Source organism: Staphylococcus sp. NRL 16/872, from assembly GCF_022815905.2.
Taxonomy (GTDB): Bacteria; Bacillota; Bacilli; order Staphylococcales; family Staphylococcaceae; genus Staphylococcus.
On sequence record NZ_CP119327.1, the window covers coordinates 1,881,991 to 1,899,245 of the forward strand.

Below are 17,255 nucleotides of genomic sequence, written 5' to 3' on the forward strand. Positions count from 1 at the left end.
CACTCCGCTTCACTTTAGTTCGAAAGTTTCTTCAACAGCTGAAACAAACTCCTTACCATAGTTATTATTTCCTTCAACATTCTCCAAGATATAATCTAATTCCTCTTGAAAATGCTCTAATACTAACTCATCATTCACGACAACTTTCTTATCTCGATGCTCATGTAACATCGACCAAGTTTCTTGTACAAATATTAGATACGAATAGGATTGTCCGTCATCCAATAGATAAGCAAAACCATAATTATCGCTATCAACAAGCATTTGTCCTACTTCAACTAATCCATCTGTTGGATCCTCTGAGTAGCAATAAATGCCATCGTCTTTAATTTTAATTTCATTTACATAAATACGCATGCTTGTTCCTCCTTATTATTCCCTACTAGTTTAACATAATTTAACCTTACAACACACGCCTGAACTGAAGATGATTCCTTAGTATATTTCAGTTATTAATGACACTTTTACACCTTATTCCTTGCAAATACGATTCAATTACTCAGAGATAAGGTTATTGCTTTAAATTTTTAAAATTCTCCCTCATAATGAAGACAATAATGATTTAACCATGCGTAAGAGGTGTAAAACATGGCTACAAATAACGAAATAGAATTCAAACAATTATTAGATGCTACTACATATGATAAATTTAAAGTTACTTTTTTTGAAAATGCAGAACCATTTACACAAACAAATTATTATATTGATACGCCTGACTTCAAACTACGCGATCATAAATCAGCGTTAAGAATTCGTGTAAAAAATGGCACCTACGAAATGACTCTAAAAGTACCAGCACAAGTTGGTTTAACCGAATATAATCATATGGTAGATATTGTCCCTACTATCGATTTAACACTAACTAAATCTGAGTTGCCCAATGATATAAAAACTATCCTAGATGATTATGGTGTTGATGAACATGACCTTAGTATTCTTGGTGCGTTAACTACACATCGTATGGAAACTAAATATCAAGATGAATTACTCGTATTAGATAAAAGTGAATATTTCGATAAAGTCGATTATGAACTAGAATTCGAAGTGCATGATTACGAAAGTGGATTAGATAAATTCAATTCTCTACTAAGTGAATTCGATTTAAAACATCAAATTCCTAAAAATAAAGTACAGCGCTTTTTTGACTATAAAGCCCAAAAATCCAAATCTTAAGCTAATTTAGTCGAAAGTCAAATTACTTTTAAATGTAAAAATTCATGTTATATTAGATATATATTAATGGAAATTGGTGATAGTATGTCTAAAACACCGTACGAAATTATAGGCGAAACAGCACTATATGACATGATTGACCATTTTTATTCACTCGTTGAAAAAGATGAACGAATCAATCATTTATTTCCTGGAGATTTCAAAGAAACGAGCAGAAAACAAAAGCAGTTTCTTACCCAATTTCTAGGGGGACCTAAGTTGTATACACAAGAACATGGTCATCCTATGTTAAAGATGCGACACATGGAATTTAAAATAACATCGTTCGAACGTGACGCTTGGCTAGAAAATATGCACATTGCAATTACTGATGCCCATTTTCCAGCTGGCGTTGGAGAATATTTATATGAACGATTACGTCTAACTGCTAATCACATGGTAAATTCCTAAATTTAATTGAAGGTGAGTAAAACATGGCTGAAGAACTTAAAATTGTAGACAATAAAAGTCGTGAAAATGCAAATCTGTCACCTGTAAATAAAATCGAAATTTATTCATTTTTTGATCCGTTTAATACAGATTGCTTCAAGTTATCAGCGATTATTTCAAAATTACGAATTGAATATAAACAATATATCCGTATTAGACACATTTTAAACCCATCTTTAAAGGTGCTTACCAAGTGTCAAGCGCAAAGTACCTCTGACTTTGATAATATTGCTTTAGCTTATAAAGCAGCAGAACTTCAGGGAAGACTTAGAGCGGAGCGCTTTATTCATTTAATGCAAAATGAAATTATCCCTAAACGAGATATTATTACTGAGAAAATGATTTGTGATTGTATTAAAAATGCTGGTTTAGATTATGATGTGTTTAAAGAAGACTTACAAAAGAACAAGCTAACAGAAAGTTTAAAAGTAGATTTGCATATTGCCCGTGAAATGGAAATTGAACATTCACCTTCACTAGTGTTTTTCAATGAAGATGTACATGAAGAAGGATTAAAAGTTGAAGGATTATATCCTTACCACATTTATACTTACATTATTAATGAACTAATGGGTACGCCTATTGAAAAAAACCTTCCACCAAAAATAGAACACTATATTCAAAAGAAACAACTGGTCACAATGGAAGAGCTACTAACCATATACGAGTGGCCTGAAAAATTACTTACTAAAGAATTAAAAAAACTTGCATTACAGCAAAAAGTTGAAAAACTTGATTACCCTGAAGGAGAGTTTTGGCAATCAAAAATGCCTAAAATGTAACTTTTATAATAATGAAAAATTAGCCATTCAATGATTTAGGAGATTGATATCATTGAATGGCTATTTCTATAACCCGTTAAGGTTGAACAATTCCATTTTTAATTTTTACCTTATCGCCTGTTTTTATTTTGTCATATTGTTTTTTAGGCAAGACAATAACTCTATCTCCGTGTTTGGTTTTAATGGTAACTGTATATAAAGATTCATTCTTCTTCATTTGATGTTTTAACATGTTGAGCTGATAACTTTTATCTTTTTTATTTTGATCATGAAAATGAGTAGCCAAGAGATAATAAAAAAGCCAGTTATTATAAAATCCAGTGGATAAATACTGAGCTGCCATAGGCGAAGAAGAACTATATCTTCTTTTCGGATTCAATAATGAACGTGTTTGACTACTATATTGATTTGATCCGTGTCTTTGTTTAGCTGAGTTCATTCTAGCAGTCGAAGTTATACTACTTGTTCTAGCTGCTTGTTCAGCAGCGCGTTGACTAGATTGTCTTGCCGAGCGTGACGCATTAGCTGCACTTGAACGACTCATTGACGAACTAGAAGAAGTAGAACTTCTAGCAGCTGATGAACTACTTGATGACGAACTACTTGCACTTGAGGAAGAACTACTTGAGGAACCCCCACTTGAAGTAGCTGCATCTAATTGATTTGTAATACCCATAGTATATAACAATCCAACTATGCTTATACAACTCAATATTTTAAAAACTTTCTTCATTCAAAGTCCCCCTTTCTATTTAGTTACTTTATCTTTAGACACAGCTTCTCCTTCAACATCGTCATCCCCATAAGTCATATAAGGTGGTCTATAAACATGAATTTTGCTTCCGTCTTTAATTATGTATGGTTTTTCATTACCATCGCTTAAGATATGTTCATATACTTTTTCTAAATTTGTTCTTTTGATGTGTGGTTTGTGATGACTGTCTAAATACTTAATTTCCACGTTAGGAGTTTCTTCATCCCCATCATTTAATACCTCATAATAAACATATTCATATTTTTCAGAGTCTTTGCTCTCTTTAGAAGGCTCTTTCTGTTCTCCAGATTCACCACATGCAGCTAGTACAACAGTTAAACAAATTACACTTAATAATGAAATAAATTTTTTCATTCATACGCCTCTTTTCGTTAGTTTTTTTTAAAATTCCCTATATCTAATTTTAACAATTTCATATTAAAAATCAGTAATATTATATTAATTATTCTATTAATTTCTAATTCAGATATAGTGCTGAAGTTTAACAAAATAAATATGCTTTAATTTCTAAAAAAATTATTTCAAAAAAGGATTTAATCAAAAAGTGAAATATTCAAATGATTTAATGAGGAAATTTAAACAAGATATAAAAAAAACGCCGTGTCTGATTACACGACGCTAAACAAAGGGGATGGGAGAAATTTTTCACTTCAAACAAAGGGGTATGTTTGTTATGTGATTAATTTCATGTTCATAATATAACACGCTAAAATAGGTGTTTCAATAACTATGTCCCCGAAAAATAAAATTGTCACAAACTTGACAAATTGAAAACGGATACAGTTTTATTACGCTTTCATAAGTTTTTCAAATGCGTCTAATTTTTGTTCAAATACTTCGCAAGCTTGTTCGATTGGCTCTGGAGTAGTCATGTCTACACCAGCATTTTTAAGGATTTCAATTGGGTAATTTGAACTACCTTTTTTCAAGAATTCATTTATGTATCTTTCTACAGCTGGTTTGCCTTCTGCTAGAATTTGATGACTTAAACTTTGAGCTGCACTATATCCAGTTGCATATTGGTATACATAATAATTCATGTAGAAATGAGGAATACGAGACCATTCTTTACTGATGTTGTCATCAGTTTTCACTACATCACCAAAATATTGTTTATTTAATTTAGCGTATTCTTCATTCATACGTGTAGATGTTAATGGTTCGCCCGCTTCTTCAATTTGATGAATTTTATGTTCAAATTCTGCAAACATTGTTTGACGGAATAATGTTGCTCTAAATCTTTCTAATTCTTGGTTTAATAATAATAGACGATGTTCGTCGTCTAAATGTTTGTCCATGTAATCACTTAATAATGCTTCATTGCATGTAGAAGCAACTTCTGCTACGAAAATAGAATAATCACTAGAATTAGATGGTTGGTTTTTGCGACTAAAGTAACTATGTGCTGAGTGACCAAATTCATGTACAAGTGTGTATAAATCAGACACAGTATCTGACCAATTTAATAAAATAAATGGATTTGTTAAGTGAGCACCTGATGAGTAACCACCTGAACGTTTACCTTTATTCTCGTAAACATCAACCCAACGATTATCAAGACCTTCTTTAACAACGTTTAAATATTCTTCACCCATTGGTTCTAACGCTTTTAACATCCAGTCTTTTGCTTCTTTATATGGCATTTCAAATTTAACGTCTTTAACTAATGGTGTATATAAGTCATACATTTTTAAATCTTCAATACCTAAAAGTTCTTTACGTAATTGCGTATATCTATGCAATAAAGGTAAGTATTTGTGCACAGTTTTAACTAAGTTATCATATACTTCTTCTGGAATATGGTTATTACTTAAAGCACGTTCACGAGCTGATTTGTAGTTATGTGTACGAGCATTAAAAACGTTCTTTTTAACTTCCCCAGCTAAAGTTGAACCTAAAGTATTATTGTATGAACCATAACCTTTATATACATTATTATATGCAGATTGGCGTAATTCACGATCATCAGATTCTAAGTATTTAATAAAAGTACCTTGCGTTAGTGGATGTTTATTTCCATCTTTATCTACTGCATCTTCAAATTCTAAATCAGCATTACTAAACATACCGTAAACATTTTCAGGTGTAGATAAAGCATCTTGCACTTCTGTTAATAATTTTTCCTTTTCAGCATCTAAGATATGTGGACGTTTTTCATTGATCAATTTCAAATCAAATTCATAACGTTTTAAATCTTCATTCTCATTAATGAATGATTTCAATTTATCCTCATCTATTTGAAGAATTTCAGGCACTAAAAAGCTCCAAGCAGAACTAATTTTAATGATTAACTGATGCGCGCGAGATTCAAAACCAGTATATTTATCATTTGATGTATCTTGGTCTTGTTTTAAATGTGCATAAACATAGACTTTTTCAAGTTTAGTCTCAATTTCATCATCTAAGGCTAATGCATTGTATAAAGTTTCAGCACTGTCGCCTAAATGACCTTTAAACTGTTCTTCTTTTCCGAGATAGCCTTCAACCTCTTTTAATGCATTTTCAAATGCATCATCACTTTCGAAAATAGTTGTTAGATCCCACGTATATTCAGGATATTTACGTTCCTGTTCATCTCTTGTTAATTGTTGACTCATAAGTAAACCTCCTATACTTGCTATTGATTTAATTTTCTCATTAAATCGCTTATATTGCACGTCTTAACTACTATTAGACTCATTAACATACGCATGTATAAGTGCAGAAGTAATAGAAATTTGATCGTAATTATTCAAATAGAAATGTCTAAATCTCAAGTATTTTATCAATGAATCTTTCGATAATTTGTTTTGATATTTGAGGAGGTTCAATTGAAGTTGCCATTGAACTGGATGATTTTCAATGTAGAGTTGTTGTGGAAAAATAAAGCCCGAGGAGTTACAGACATCTATATCAGTCATTCTAAGCTGATACATTGCGCTTAAAGTAGGTTCTAATACTGAATTTTTACGACGACATTGCTGAATATATTTATTAATTTTATCGTTAGATAGCTTAAAAGTATGACAATATAATACTGTGTCATCGCTTTTGATATTGTTCATTTGTAATATTTCTTTTTTAGCTAAAAACTTCCTACCTTCTAAATGTTGAATATGACTATACTTATACAATACTTGCTTGCTATTATTCCATGTAATAAGCGTTCTAGAGAGATGATTAATAAAATATGCTTGAAATGTATTAAGATATAAAATGCCCTTATAATACTTGCTATCTTCTATTATCCAAATCACTTTTACGTCTAAACTTATAAAGCCTAATGATCGTTCTTTAATTTCTTGAAAACTAATTCTCGAAAATTGAATCTCCATAACAATCTTTGAATCAATAAGAATATCTGGATACTGCATTATCGTTGGACAATAAGGTTCTATTTCTACACTATAGCCATAATGTTTCAATAAATTTGCGATAAAAAACTTTGTGTAATAGTGTTTTTCAGTTTCAGCTTTTGCACATTTTCTATGAACATTACTTCTATGAGCATAATGTGTGGTTACTTTGATTCCCTGTTTCAAAATGAGTTCTGCCTTACAGTAAGGACAAAAGTATTTACTGCCTTTTAAAGCTTCAGTGGCATTCACACGTTCACCATATTGATTAATTGCTACTAACATTTGGTCACCTCATATATATAAACGTATGAGGGGGGGCGTTTTACTTTTCAAAATACAAAAAATCGAAGCACTATAAGTACTTCGATTCGTGATTACAATTTATTCAGTTGCATCTGTAAAATAGCGACGAACTTGTGACGTTACATTATGGCTCATAATAATCTTAGCGTAATCATTTAAATAAACTTCAGTTCTATCAGTTGGAGAAGCAAATTCTAATAGTTGGCTATAACTATCATTGATTGTTTCTTGGTCAACAGAATCATCAAAGTGAATAGCGTAATAATAATTTGATTCATTCATATATAATAAATCTTCAAATTCATCTGTAGCTTGATTATTATGGTAAGCATAGTTAATCACTTGCTCTAAATTATCAAATTTAACAATGATTGTTCTTAAACGAGCATGAGTTTTAGGTTGTTTACGCTCACCTTTTTGAGATTGTTTCTGTTGGGCACGTTGTTCAAATAAATCTTCAATACTTTCTTCATGTTCTAATGTATTCGCTAGCAATTCATTTACTTGTTCTTCAAACTGCTCATTCGCATCTTCGTCAGACATGTGCATTGCTTCTTCATTTTTAGATTTAGAAATTGTCACTTCCACACCTTTTTCAAAGGCATGTACTTGAATCCATAATGGACCTTCAACAACGAAATCTTCTTCTTCATTGATTTCATCCATCATTGACCAAAAGAATTCTTCACCACGTTTGCGATTAGTCCATAAATCTTCACGACTAAATCCACGTGCTTCAATATCACTATATGTTATAAACAATTTGACTGTTGTATCATCAACGCGTTCTATTCTCATATCATCTCACTCCTTACAGTCGATGAATAGTACCCATATTGTATTAGAACGTAAGGTAAATTACAATCTATTTGTTTGATTAAATTTTACTATTATATATTCAAGGTTTATAGTAACATATTCCCTTTTTAAGTTACAAAAAACAGCACTATAATAAGTGCTGTTAAATATAGTTAAATAAATTTAATTTTAAAGTTTAATCTACTAAACGTTGTGCTTCTTGTAATTGGAATGTACGAACTTTTCTTGGTAAGAAACGTCTAATCTCATCTTCGTTATAACCAACTTGTAATCGTTTTTCATCTAAAATAATTGGTCGACGTAAAAGACCAGGATTATCTTGAATAATAGAATATAAATCTTGTAATGGTAAAGAATCAATATCCACGTTTAACTTTTGGTATGTTTTAGAACGAGTTGAAATAATTTCATCTGTACCATCTTCAGTCATTTTTAAAATTTGTTTAATTTCATCAATTGTTAAATGTTCAGAAAAAATGTTACGCTCCGTATACGGAATGTCATGTTCTTGTAACCATGCTTTCGCTTTACGGCAAGATGTGCAACTTGGTGAAGTAAATAATGTTACCATACATCTCACTCTCCTATTGAATGAATAATATTCATTATTTATTTTAAAATTTATTGATTAAGACTAGTTACTTTCTTATTTCTCTTAATCTTACATAGTTATTATAACCAGCTAACATTAAAATTAAATGAGAAAATCCTAATTTTTCAGAGAAATCTTAAATTTCCTAAAAATTCTTATTAAATCCTCTTAAAAATCAATGTGTAGTTATATTTTAACATAACTTACATTTTTAAGAAATACTGTTATAATTTAGATAATATGAATTATTAAAAGAAAGTAGGCATCAAATATGGAGACATTATTTTCAGGAATTCAACCCAGTGGTATCCCTACAATCGGTAATTATATTGGAGCATTAAAACAATTTGCAGATGTCCAAGATGATTACGATTGCTTCTTCTGTATTGTGGATCAGCACGCGATCACCGTACCACAAGATAAAATCAAATTGCGTAAACAAATACGTCAACTCGCAGCAATTTATTTAGCGTCAGGAATTGATCCAGATAAATCAACATTGTTCATTCAATCTGAAGTCCCTGCGCATGTACAAGCTGGTTGGATGTTCACTACGATTTCAAGCGTTGGTGAACTTGAACGTATGACTCAATATAAAGATAAAGCTCAAAAACGTACAGACGGTATCCCAGCAGGTCTATTAACATATCCTCCATTAATGGCTGCAGATATAGTGATTTATAATACCAATATTGTGCCAGTGGGAGAAGACCAAAAACAACATATGGAATTAACACGTAATTTAGTAGAACGTTTTAACAGTCGTTATAACGATGTATTAGTTAAACCAGAAATTCGCATGCCTAAAGTTGGTGGACGCGTAATGAGTTTACAAGACCCTACTAAAAAAATGAGTAAAAGTGATGATAACCAAAAAAACTTCATCTCATTATTAGATGAACCAAATGTCGCAGCTAAAAAAATCAAAAGTGCTGTAACTGACTCAGATGGTATTATTAAATTTGACCGTGACAATAAACCTGGTATTTCAAATTTATTAACTATTTATTCAAGCTTAACGAATGAATCTATTAAAGATTTAGAAGCTAAATACGAAAATGAGGGCTATGGTAAATTTAAAACTGATTTATCAGAAGTAGTGAAAGAATTCTTAATTGATTTCCAAGAAAAATATAATGAATTTTATAACTCAGACAAATTAGATGACATCTTAGACCATGGTCGTGATAAAGCGCAAAAAGCTTCATTCAAAACATTGAAAAAAATGGAACGTGCTATGGGACTAGGACGTAAAAGATAATAAGTACCCAAAAATAAGGCTGAGACAATTTATTTTGTCTCAGCCTTATTTTTAATACTAAATTATTTTCTACCCTTAGGATTAAAAGCATCTTTAAGTCCTTCACCAACAAAGTTAATGCTTAATATCGTAAACATAATCATTAATGCAGGTGGCATCCATATCCATGGTTTAGAACTGATGATGTCCCCTTCTTGCGCATCACTTAACATGTTCCCCCATGAAGGAATTGATTTACTTATCCCAAAACCTAAGAAACTCAAACCAGATTCCACTACTATCATTCCAGCAAAAGTTAACGTAGCTTGTACAATGACCACACTTAAAATATTAGGCAATAAATGTTTCAAAATAATTTTGTAGGTAGGCGTACCTATTGATTTCGCTGCTAAGAAATATTCATTTTCTTTTTCTTGCATGACTTTTCCTCGTACTAATCTAGCAATGCCTCCCCAACTTAAAACAATAATAACAACCACTAATATAATAGCTGAACCATATGGATTTTTTATTTTGTCACCTAATGCTGCATTTAAAACGATAGCAAAAATTAAAAATGGAAAAAGCATTACAAATTCAGTAATTCTCATTAATAATGTATCAAGTAATCCTCCAAAGTACCCTGATACTACACCGATTGTTATTCCTATCAGCAACATACCAATAGTTGAAACCAATCCAATAGTGAGCGAGACCCTTCCTGCATATAGTAATCTACTGAAATTATCTCTACCACCTGAGTCAGTTCCTAAGATATTTTGCGAAGTCATATCACCTTTAATATTTAACAAATCTTGTTGATTAATTGGTAACGGTGCTAACAACGGTGCAATAATAGAAATGATGGCTACTAAGATTAAAAAGATTAATGAAGCCATGGCAATTTTATTTTTAACAAACTTTTGTAAAGCGATTCGAGTAGGAGAAGACGCTTTTTTTACTGTTTCTAAGTTATTGTGTCGTTTTTTCTTCATATACTTTTACCTCTTCTCATTTTAATTACTACGAATTCTAGGATCGACAAAACTATATGTTATATCAGATATAAGATTTCCGAATAAGCCCAAAAATGAAAAGAATAAAGTTAATGCCATCATTAATGGATAATCTTGGCCAGTCACAGACTCTAAAAATAATTTACCTATGCCATTAAATGAAAAAATAGTTTCCGTAATGACTGCCCCACCTAAAATGCTTACAATATCTGCTCCTAAAAAAGTAATAATTGGAATTAATGAGTTACGTAAAATGTGTTTATTATAAATTTTATTCATTGACAGACCTTTTGCTTTAGCAGTTAAAACATAGTCTTTATTGGCATTATCAATAATGTCATTTCTTAAATATTGAATATAACCTGCTGTTGATAATAGCCCTAATGTTAACGCAGGTAACAAAGTATGATAGAGCTTACTCATATAATAAGCAAAGCTACCTTCTTGAAGATTGATATTTACTGATCCTTGAAAAGGAAAAATTGGAATTTGAAACGCAAATATGTAAATAGCGAATACACCTGCGATAAATGAAGGTATAGCAAGCATTATATAGTTAAAAACTTGAATTGTGTAATCACCTATAGAGTAAGCATATCTTCCTGAAATAATTCCTAATACAAAAGATAATATATAAGTAATAATTAAAGATACTGCGCCAAGTAATATTGTGTTAGGTAAACGTTCGCTAATCAAATCAATGACTGGACGTTTATACTTAATAGATTCACCTAAATTACCATGTGCTACATTTCCTATCCATCTCACATACTGAGTCGGTATTGAATCATTTAGACCTAACTTTTCTTTTTGAGCTTCAATTGCTTCTTGCTTAACATGAGGGTTATATTGTCCACTGAAAGGATCCCCTGGTTGAATGATTGCCAAACTAAATACCACAATAGATATTAAAAATAGTAATGGAATCATTAACAGAAATCTTTTTAAAATAAGTTTTATCATTTGCTATTCACCCTTTCAGTAAAGAAACATGCAACATGATGATTAGGCTTAATTTCTTTTAATTTCGGTCTTTCCTCGCGACATTTCGCTTGTGCGATTGGACATCTTGTATGGAAAGGACACCCTTTAGGAGGGTTACTTGGAGAAGGTAATTCCCCTTTCAAAACAATCCTATCTATCTTTGTCTTATTAAATTGTGGAATGGAAGAGATTAATGCTTTTGTGTAAGGATGTTGAGGATGCTCATACAATTCAGTACTTTCAGCAATTTCCACCATATGACCTAAGTACATTACTCCTATCACATCACTAATATGTTTCACTACACTTAAATCATGAGCGATAAATAAATAACTTAAATCAAATTCTTTTTGAAGATCTTTCATTAAATTTAATACTTGAGATTGAACTGACACATCTAAGGCGCTTACAGGTTCATCGGCTACAATAAGTTTAGGTCTTATTGCAAGTGCTCTAGCAATTCCAATTCTTTGGCGTTGTCCACCTGAAAATTGATGTGCATACTTATAATAATTATCTTCACTCATACCTACACAGTTCAATAAGTACATTACTTCATCTTTTAGTTTCTTTTTGTTAACCATATGGAAATTTTGTAATGGTTCTCCTACTATATCCCCAACCATTTGCATTGGATTTAAGGAAGCATATGGGTCTTGAAAAATCATTTGAAAATTTTTACGTGCTTCTCTTAATTTTTTACCTTTTAATTGAGTAATATCAATACCATTAATTTTAATTTCGCCAGATGTTATATCTTCTAAGCGCACGATAGACTTGCCAAGTGTCGATTTACCACATCCTGATTCTCCTACTAAACCAAATGTTTGACCTTTTTTTATTGCAAAAGAAATATCATCTACTGCTTTTACATATTGGGTAGGTTGGAAAACTCCAGATTTAATAGGATAATAGGTTTTTAAATTCTGTATTTCTAAGATGTTATCCATATTTTATTCCCTTCTATTCATCAAATAGATGACAGCGCACTTGACTACCATCTTTTCTCAAAAGTTTTGGTTCTTGTTGATTACATATATCCCTTCTCACTTCACATCTATTAGCAAAACGACATTGATTTTTATTAAATTGAGTTATACTAGGTACCATACCATCAATGACTTCAAGATATTCTACATCTTCATTTAGTCTTGGTATAGTTCGTAATAATTTTTGTGTATAAGGATGCTTAGGATGATTTAAAATTTGATGTAATTCTCCATACTCAACTATTTGACCAGCATACATCACGATGACTTTATCACAAAATTCCGATACAACACTTAAGTCATGCGTCACTAAAATAATCGACATATCATTTTCTTGTTGTAATTTTTTTAATAAATCAAGAATTTGAGCTTGTATCGTTACATCTAAAGCTGTAGTTGGTTCATCGGCAATCAACAATTTCGGATTACAAGAAATTGCTATCGCAATCATGACTCTTTGTCGCATTCCTCCAGATAATTGGTGAGGGTAACTATTAAGGACCTCATCTACTCGTGCAATACCTACATGTTGTAATAATTCTCTGGCTAAATCATATGCCTCTTTTTTACTTTTATTTAAGTGTAAAATAATAGGCTCAATCAATTGATTTTTAATTTTAAACACAGGATTTAATGCAGTCATAGGCTCTTGAAAGACCATTCCTATATCTTTACCGCGAATTTTTCGGTATTCACTTTCACTAGCATCTTGTAATTCTTTGCCATTAAATATAATTTTCCCCTGTGTTATTTTAGATATTTTTTCAGGTAAGAGTTTAACTATTGATTTATTTAAAATTGATTTACCGCATCCTGATTCTCCTACAATCCCTAATATTTCATTACTTTTTATTTTGAAAGAAATTTGGTCAATTGTAGGATACCACTCGTTTTCAATCTTAATTGATGTTTCTAGATCTTTTATTTCTAATAAATAGCTATCCATAATTTGCTCCAATCAATAAACCTCGACTAAAGTCGAGGTTCCCGACTGTAGACAAACCCTTTCACTCATCGTCATCTTATGCGTGCCTAGGTCATTTACGCGTAGTAAACTCCCGTCGTTTCGCATTTCATTTCCTCGATTGACAAGGGTTTTCTGACAGTCTTCTATTATTTAAGTTACTTTTTCGACAAGCTCAAACCTCGACTAAAGTCGAGGTTCATCTTTTATTCTTTAGTTACTTTATATAAATCCATATCTGAGCCTATTTTGATATCAACATTTCTCACTTTATCATTGACTACTGTAATAGTATCTAATTGAACAATTGGTAATGCTGGAAGAACGTCATTAGTATGTTTTTGCCATTCTAAATAGATTTGTTTACGTTTTTTATCGTTATTTCCAACTTTATTGAAATCTAACGCCTCATCTAATAACTTATCTGATGTTTTATCAGTAGTACGCATTTCGTTTTGTGGTCTATCAGTATGGTATAAATCAGAAGGGTCTGGGTCAGAACCACCAGTCCATGTTCTGAAATAAACTTCCATATCTTTAGAAGCACTAGCTAAGTCATCATTATATTTACCAAACTCAACCATTTTTACATTAGTTTTTAATCCTACTTTTTCCCAGAAATCTTTAATTGCTGCAGTTCTAGGTTCGAATGTAGGGTTTGAACCAGAATAATGTTTTAAATTAATTTCAAATGGTTTACCATTAGGGTCTTCTCTGAAGCCATCACCATTTCTATCTTTATATCCTAATTTATCTAACATTTTTTTAGCTTTTTCAGGATCGTAACTATAGTTGTTTAAGTCTTTTTGATCAGCAGCAATCCAATGGATAGATGGGATAAAGCTATTTAACTCTTTACCATATCCTTGGTAAAATGCTTTAATCCATTTTTTTCTATCAATTGCATATAACATTGCTTGTCTAAGTTCTTTTTCTTTATATTTAGGACGCTCAGCGCCAGTTTTATTTTTCTCTTTATCATAATCATGAGAAACAAAACCAATGACTGAATAATCAGTACCAGGTGTTGATAAGACTTTAAGTTTGCCATCTCCAGATTTTTTAGCTTCTTTAGCAATACTACCTGTAGTAGAATCAGTCATATCAATTTCGCCATTTTTCATAGCTTTTACAATTTGTGTTTGATCAATAACTTTCAAATTAATTTTGTCTAAACCAGGTTTACCTTGCCAGTAATCATTAAATTTCTCTAATTGCACTGCTTCACCTTGAACTACTTTTGTTATTTTATAAGGTCCAATACCAATTGGATGTTTTCTGATTTTATCTGATTTCGCTAAATCTTTAACTGGTACATCACTTAAATATTTTTTGCTTAAAATTGCTCCACCATAAAAGCCTTCAAGATAGTTTACTTTTTTATCTTTAAAAGTAACTTCCATAGAATAGTCATCTAATTTTTTCAATCCACTAATTGTATCGGCTTGACCTTCATGCTTTTCTTTAGCACCTTCGATATTTTCAACAATAGGGAAATAACTACCTTGATAATCTTTATCTGCTAAAACATTTAAAGTATAAATCCAATCATCAATTTTTAGCTCATTACCATCTTGCCATTTGATACCTTTTTTAAGGGTGAACTTAATTTTCTTACCTGGATCTATATCTTTCCATGAAGCAATAAATGGTTTAGGTTTCATATTTTTATCAAGTTTAATTAATGCTTCATTATAATAATTTTCAACCGATGCATCTGTAGCATCTGAACTTAATACTGATGCTAATGTTCCCGAAGGTGCCGCATTTAAACCTACGTTTAATACGCCACCTTTGTGATTAGATGTTTCAGTTTTAGAGACATCTTTCGAATTATCATCTTGCTTTCCTTTTCCACATCCACTCAAAACTAATACTGCTACTAATAAAAGAACTAAATACTTACCAATGCCTTTCACTAATATCAATCCTCCTGTAGATTCTATGATGTTTGTTTCATTTTACTACTAAATTTAAAAAAGACAACTAATTTTATAGAATTTTCAGAAAATTATATATTTATAAAATCTCAAATACTAATGATATAAATATGAAAAACCTTGAATACATTTCGTATTCAAGGCAAATTTTAAAATTATTTAATTTTCATCTTTTTTCTTACCAGTTTCTCGATCAATTGATTTATCAATATAAACATGTTTTAGTGAGTAATCTCCACCAATTTGGTGATATTCGATACCTTTCACTTGTGGGTTTCTTAGTGAAGCTCCACCTTTTTGATAAATCGGTGCTACGACTGCATCGTTCAAGAATATTTCTTCTGCTTTACGCATTGCTTCAAATCGCTTTTCAGGTTTTTGTAATAATTCGCCATTGGCTTTTTTCAATAAATTATCATAGCCTTTATTGCTCCATCCAGTATTGTTTTGAGCATTACCTGTTGTCATAGTATCTAAGAATGTTAGTGGATCTGGGTAATCTGGGCCCCAAACTGATAATGACATAGAGTAATTCATTGTTAGTTCGGCTTGAAGTCGTTGCTTAAATGGCAATTGTTTAACTTTAACCGTTACACCTGGTAGGTTTTTTTCAATTTGTGATTTAATAAATTCTGCAGAAATTTTAGAATCTGGTGTATCTTCTGTATTTAATGTGAAAGTAAATTTATCTTTACCTAAAGCTTTTTTAGCTTTTTCTAAATGTTCTTTCGCTTCTTTAGGATTATATTTTAATGGTGATTTTACAGTATCAGCATAATCTTTTCCATCAGGCATTTTAGCTGTCTTTTTAGCTGTAAATTTATCAAACGGTTTAGCCCCTGTTCCTAATACTTCATTAACATAATCCTTTTTATTTACCGCTTGTGCAATCGCATATCTCATATCCTTATTTTTAAATTCAGGTTGTTGTTTTTCATTCATTTTTAAAAAGGCTGTTGAAGCTAATAAACGTTTAGTAAGTGCAGGGCTATCTTTATATTTATCAACTTGTTCAGAAGTAATACCTGCAACATCAACTGAACCCGTATCATATAAAGAAGCACCTGCTTGAGCATCTTTTAATATTTTATAATTGACTCTATCTAATTTAACGGATTTTTTATCCCAATAATCATTATTTTTAGTTAGCATAATTTTATCTTCCACTGCCCACTTTTTAATTTTAAATGGCCCATTATAAACTGTTTTATCGGCAGTTGTACCATAAGATTTACCGTATTTCTTCACTACCTTTTCATTTTGTGGCAAAAATGTGCCAAAAGCTAACATTTGTTGGAAGTAAGGAATTGGCTTCGTTAAGTCAATTTGTAAAGTATAATCATCTAACGCTTTCACCCCTAAGTCCTTAGGCTTTTTACCATGTTTTTTTAAGTTTATATCCTCAGCATTTTTAATGTCATACATTATGTAAGCATATTCAGAAGCTGTTGCTGGATCAACTGCTTTACGCCAAGCAAATACAAAGTCGTGAGCAGTTACAGGGTCTCCATTAGACCATTTTGCGTCTTTACGTAATTTAATTGTCCAAGTTTTACCACCATTCGTTTTTTTAGGTTCCCCTTTAGCTACACCTGGTATCGCTTCATCCTTACCGTTAAGCGTGTATAAACCTTCAAACACTTGATTATAAATTGTAAATGATACCGTATCCGTAGCCAGTGTTGTATCCAGTGTATTAATATCTGAAGATGTAGCTATTCTATAAGTTTGTCCTTTATCATCGTATAGTCCTCCACTTTTACTACATGCACTTAAAATGAGTATCATAACGATTAATCCTAGTATCACTTTAAAGTTAACCTTTTTCATCGTAAATTCATCCTCCCTTCC

17 protein-coding genes are annotated in these 17,255 nt (G+C 31.3%); 4 read left to right on the forward strand and 13 right to left on the reverse strand.

The features are described 5' to 3' along the window. Positions 1-9: 9 nt before the first annotated feature. The gene (locus MT340_RS09400) at positions 10-357 is read right to left on the reverse strand and encodes a UPF0738 family protein (protein WP_126565256.1); all 348 of its coding nucleotides are present in this window, start codon (positions 355-357) and stop codon (positions 10-12) included. A gap of 231 nt (positions 358-588) precedes the next feature. Between MT340_RS09400 and MT340_RS09405 the strand changes: the two genes are divergently transcribed. From MT340_RS09405 to yjbH, 3 genes are all read left to right on the forward strand, one after another. Further along, the gene (locus tag MT340_RS09405) at positions 589-1,173 is read left to right on the forward strand and encodes a CYTH domain-containing protein (RefSeq protein WP_243589720.1); all 585 of its coding nucleotides are present in this window, start codon (positions 589-591) and stop codon (positions 1,171-1,173) included. Between the two features lie 84 nt (positions 1,174-1,257). Next, positions 1,258-1,623, forward strand: a complete 366-nt coding sequence (locus MT340_RS09410; RefSeq protein WP_243589721.1) for a globin domain-containing protein — start codon at positions 1,258-1,260, stop codon at positions 1,621-1,623. 23 nt (positions 1,624-1,646) lie between these two features. After that, positions 1,647-2,444: a protease adaptor protein YjbH gene (yjbH, locus tag MT340_RS09415; RefSeq protein WP_243589722.1), complete on the forward strand. Its 798-nt coding sequence runs from the start codon at positions 1,647-1,649 to the stop codon at positions 2,442-2,444. 76 nt (positions 2,445-2,520) lie between these two features. Here the strand turns inward: yjbH and MT340_RS09420 are convergent, their stop codons facing one another. The 6 genes from MT340_RS09420 to spxA form a co-directional block, all read right to left on the reverse strand. Then, complete coding sequence (locus MT340_RS09420; RefSeq protein ID WP_334310910.1) at positions 2,521-3,177, reverse strand: hypothetical protein; 657 nt, start codon at positions 3,175-3,177, stop codon at positions 2,521-2,523. A 15-nt stretch (positions 3,178-3,192) separates the two neighbouring features. Next, positions 3,193-3,573, reverse strand: coding sequence for an LptM family lipoprotein (locus MT340_RS09425; protein ID WP_243589724.1), 381 nt, complete (start codon positions 3,571-3,573; stop codon positions 3,193-3,195). Between the two features lie 434 nt (positions 3,574-4,007). Beyond that, on the reverse strand, positions 4,008-5,816 hold the full coding sequence (gene pepF / locus MT340_RS09430; RefSeq protein ID WP_243589725.1) for an oligoendopeptidase F: 1,809 nt from the start codon (positions 5,814-5,816) through the stop codon (positions 4,008-4,010). 63 nt (positions 5,817-5,879) lie between these two features. After that, positions 5,880-6,839, reverse strand: a complete 960-nt coding sequence (locus MT340_RS09435) for a competence protein CoiA (protein WP_243589726.1) — start codon at positions 6,837-6,839, stop codon at positions 5,880-5,882. Positions 6,840-6,938: 99 nt separating this feature from the next. Further along, positions 6,939-7,658: an adaptor protein MecA gene (gene mecA, locus MT340_RS09440; protein WP_243589727.1), complete on the reverse strand. Its 720-nt coding sequence runs from the start codon at positions 7,656-7,658 to the stop codon at positions 6,939-6,941. A gap of 196 nt (positions 7,659-7,854) precedes the next feature. Continuing rightward, positions 7,855-8,250: a transcriptional regulator SpxA gene (gene spxA / locus MT340_RS09445; protein WP_103166349.1), complete on the reverse strand. Its 396-nt coding sequence runs from the start codon at positions 8,248-8,250 to the stop codon at positions 7,855-7,857. Between the two features lie 292 nt (positions 8,251-8,542). On the opposite strand from spxA, the gene trpS reads away from it, so the two are divergent. After that, entirely contained in the window at positions 8,543-9,532 is a 990-nt protein-coding gene (gene trpS / locus MT340_RS09450; RefSeq protein WP_243589728.1) for a tryptophan--tRNA ligase, read from the forward strand. A 62-nt stretch (positions 9,533-9,594) separates the two neighbouring features. On the opposite strand, the gene opp4C is transcribed toward trpS, so the two are convergent. The 6 genes from opp4C to MT340_RS09480 all read right to left on the reverse strand — a co-directional run bounded on the left by opp4C (position 9,595) and on the right by MT340_RS09480 (position 17,234). Next, positions 9,595-10,506 carry an oligopeptide ABC transporter permease gene (opp4C, locus tag MT340_RS09455; RefSeq protein ID WP_243603816.1) on the reverse strand — a complete coding sequence of 304 codons (912 nt, stop codon included), beginning with the start codon at positions 10,504-10,506 and terminating at the stop codon, positions 9,595-9,597. A 21-nt stretch (positions 10,507-10,527) separates the two neighbouring features. Continuing rightward, a complete protein-coding gene (gene opp4B / locus MT340_RS09460) occupies positions 10,528-11,490 on the reverse strand; it encodes an oligopeptide ABC transporter permease (RefSeq protein ID WP_243589729.1) in 963 nt (320 codons plus the stop codon). Further along, the gene (locus MT340_RS09465; RefSeq protein WP_243603817.1) at positions 11,487-12,461 is read right to left on the reverse strand and encodes an ABC transporter ATP-binding protein; all 975 of its coding nucleotides are present in this window, start codon (positions 12,459-12,461) and stop codon (positions 11,487-11,489) included. The genes opp4B and MT340_RS09465 overlap by 4 nt, the downstream gene beginning before the upstream one ends. Before the next feature lie 13 nt (positions 12,462-12,474). Further along, a complete protein-coding gene (locus MT340_RS09470; RefSeq protein ID WP_243603818.1) occupies positions 12,475-13,446 on the reverse strand; it encodes an ABC transporter ATP-binding protein in 972 nt (323 codons plus the stop codon). A 224-nt stretch (positions 13,447-13,670) separates the two neighbouring features. Further along, positions 13,671-15,383 carry an oligopeptide ABC transporter substrate-binding protein gene (gene opp4A, locus MT340_RS09475; RefSeq protein ID WP_243589730.1) on the reverse strand — a complete coding sequence of 571 codons (1,713 nt, stop codon included), beginning with the start codon at positions 15,381-15,383 and terminating at the stop codon, positions 13,671-13,673. Positions 15,384-15,563: 180 nt separating this feature from the next. After that, the gene (locus MT340_RS09480) at positions 15,564-17,234 is read right to left on the reverse strand and encodes a peptide ABC transporter substrate-binding protein (RefSeq protein ID WP_243589731.1); all 1,671 of its coding nucleotides are present in this window, start codon (positions 17,232-17,234) and stop codon (positions 15,564-15,566) included. Positions 17,235-17,255: the final 21 nt, after the last annotated feature.